Source organism: Methylobacter svalbardensis, assembly GCF_037671525.1.
Taxonomy (GTDB): Bacteria; Pseudomonadota; Gammaproteobacteria; order Methylococcales; family Methylomonadaceae; genus Methylobacter_A; species Methylobacter_A svalbardensis.
In genome coordinates this window covers 1-2700 of sequence record NZ_JAWPOH010000141.1, presented here as the reverse complement: position 1 = coordinate 2700, position 2700 = coordinate 1, and the positions used below count along the sequence as shown (strand labels likewise).

Sequence of the window (2700 nt, the reverse complement as noted above, 5' to 3'; positions counted from 1 at the left end):
CAAAGTCACCAACCCGTACGGTCACTACTCAGAACAACCATGTCTTCATGTCGATCTATGCGGTGTTCAAGCTGGAATGTCTGAAGATAAAATACAAGGCCAATCATTTTGCGCTAAGAACTAAGCTGTTTATCAAAGCGAACCAGATAGCTTATGAAGAGTTGCAAAAATTACTGGCTGCGTAACATCAGCTACTTAAAAAAGCCGGACACGACTTGGAATCCTGGCAGCAGGAAACCGGACTAGCCATTGCCAAACGTTTACTCGTTGTCAGTATGGCTTGCGTGGTTGTCTGGGAAATCGCGGCCGCTAAAGGCGAAAAAGCACAAGCCTTGCGTACTTTTTTAATCAAGTTGAGTGGTAGGCAAATGGCTTGGGGAAAGTCGTTTACTAATCCAGCGTTGTTGGCAGGATTATGGATATTCCTTTCTATGCAGGAGGTGTTGGATTGTTACTCCCATGAGGAGCTTGCCGCTTTGCAAGAAACAGCTCAGGATTTCCTAATGTGACTTGTGTAGATAGCTATGCCCGCATCTAACGGGACTCTTCAATTTTAATTCAACAAAATACCATCAAAAAGTCAGTGTGAGCTAGTTTGAGCCGTTAAGCAAACCAGACAGAACCCCTTCCAATACACAATGAGCCAGACAAACGCTTAAATCTCATCCATGACAGGAGAATCAAAAGGCCACTCTGCTGTTGGACACATCTTATTAATTAATCACTCCCTCAAACGAAATGGTCAGAAAACCTGACTTCGCCAATATCACCGACGCAATCCTAAACCCCGCTTATTTTCGGTCGCGGATGCGCCATTGGTTATTCGATCTTTAGCGGCGTAGACTGTTTTTATTATAATGGCAAATCAAAGCTTCTTCAAAACACCTTCCGGCTTTAATAAGCGAGCCGGAATATTCGTGATTATGTCAAAAAACGAAAAATAAGTAGCGGCACACTTAGGGAAACGGGGAGAAAGTAACATTCCACCGCTATCCGATTTGATTCGGGCTGCGGCTACCTGTGAGTAATGAGAAGTCACCGTCTTGATAAATTATCACCCATAACAAAAAAAATATTGACGACAGGGTGATCCATCGTTATCATAAGCAGCTCTTCAAGGGTGGACGTAAAGTTTAACAAACCCTTAACAAGGAGATCGTCGGGGTATAGCGCAGTTTGGTAGCGCGCCTGCTTTGGGAGCAGGATGTCGGGAGTTCGAATCTCTCTACCCCGACCAATTTTAGCGCTTGTAGCTCAACCGGATAGAGCACCGGCCTTCTAAGCCGGGGGTCGCAGGTTCGAGTCCTGCCAAGCGCACCATTCATAGAATATCCTCGTAACACCGCCATATTATGGTGAGCGTAGCTCAGTTGGTAGAGTCCCGGATTGTGATTCCGGTTGTCGCGGGTTCGAGCCCCGTCGCCCACCCCATTAAATTTCCGCACTAAATCAATCGGTTATAAAATAAAACCTAAAATTGGCTTTTTCAGGCGAATTTTTTTGGTTTTGAATCGCTAGCGATATCCTTCGTCCGCAAGCCCATCAGCTTTTCTTAGCTGACTTCCCTCGCAAAATTATTTTCCTCTATGTGTTTGATTTTATAGATGAATATCTTTTCAAAATTAATGCGTTCGATGCTTCTTTCTTTTTGAAAGACCGGAGAAAGACCGGCCGGTTTTTAGGGGGACTCAGTTTTTTCCGGGAAAGATCGTTCAGGAAATCCAAGCGCAACCCTTTATCAGCAAAAGCTTTCTGCCTTTAAACCCCGGCCAGAGAACGGCGAAATTTTATAACAACACTCCCCACCACAGTATTGCAGAAAATAGGCCTGTTGTTAGTCTCAGATCGACCCATTTCGGACATTCAGATGTGTTCATTCCGAAACAGAATTAACGTTTGAGGTAACCGGCCGTCGGAGCGCGAAGTGCGGAGGGAACCGAGATGCGCAACTTCTCGGCGGTCCGGTTGACCGATAGGTTGGGCGTCATGACCTCAATTTACTTAGTTAAGCTAAATTTCCTGAGCTTTGAGCGCATAGGAAAACCTGTCCCTAACTATCCGACAAAATCGGCATCCATCATTTTTCGGGATTATACTTTTGACCTCTTCTATATCCTCTGGCGCACACTTCGAACCAAAGATTACCTCCCTGACAATGCCTTGGCCAGCTTCAAAGGGTCCAGGGTTACACTTCACTATACGCCATTCTCGTTCCCATATTGATTTTAAACTCTTGTGGAAGAACAAAATATTGTCGAGGGACGCTCCGTTACCGAGTGCTGCTATGGGTACGGTGTCAGCATAAATTAACTCTTTGGCGTGGAGCATTGGATAAATACTCGTATCGAATCCAATGCATAAACCACTCAAGCCAGCTCCGTAATGCTCCCAGAGCAATGTACTGACGGGATCACTTGATAAAGACAAGATCCCGAACTTTGAGGTGATTTTTTCTGTTGCTTCGTCAGTGAAGTAGCCGTACTCATCCAGGAGAAAGGATAAGTTGTTTGCCGCGCTTAAAGTTGCTTCAAATATTTCTTTACTCGACTTGCCAGGCATCCCGCCCTTATGATCATAGCTATCTACACAACTTAAAGCACAAAAGTAGTAACATACGCCATGAATATAAAAAAAGTTATTAGACCTCGATCCTCGCTTGGCAAAGCGTCACCAACAGTTGGTGAGTGAGTATTTGAACTC

2 protein-coding genes, 3 tRNA genes and 1 pseudogene are annotated in these 2700 nt (G+C 44.9%); 5 read left to right on the top strand and 1 reads right to left on the bottom strand.

Features of this window, described 5'->3' with window-relative positions; genetic code table 11:
• The 5 genes and pseudogenes from RW114_RS20315 to RW114_RS20295 all read left to right on the top strand — a co-directional run.
• Positions 1 to 185, top strand: a pseudogene (locus RW114_RS20315) (IS701 family transposase); the annotation flags it as partial.
• Between the two features lie 30 nt (positions 186 to 215).
• Positions 216 to 509, top strand: a complete 294-nt coding sequence (locus RW114_RS20310; protein ID WP_340124548.1) for a hypothetical protein — start codon at positions 216 to 218, stop codon at positions 507 to 509.
• A gap of 651 nt (positions 510 to 1160) precedes the next feature.
• Positions 1161 to 1237 (top strand) — tRNA-Pro (locus RW114_RS20305).
• A gap of 6 nt (positions 1238 to 1243) precedes the next feature.
• Positions 1244 to 1320, top strand: a tRNA-Arg gene (locus tag RW114_RS20300).
• A gap of 35 nt (positions 1321 to 1355) precedes the next feature.
• Positions 1356 to 1431: transfer RNA gene (locus RW114_RS20295), tRNA-His, on the top strand.
• A 579-nt stretch (positions 1432 to 2010) separates the two neighbouring features.
• Here the strand turns inward: RW114_RS20295 and RW114_RS20290 are convergent.
• Positions 2011 to 2559 carry a hypothetical protein gene (locus RW114_RS20290; protein WP_340124547.1) on the bottom strand — a complete coding sequence of 183 codons (549 nt, stop codon included), beginning with the start codon at positions 2557 to 2559 and terminating at the stop codon, positions 2011 to 2013.
• Positions 2560 to 2700: the final 141 nt, after the last annotated feature.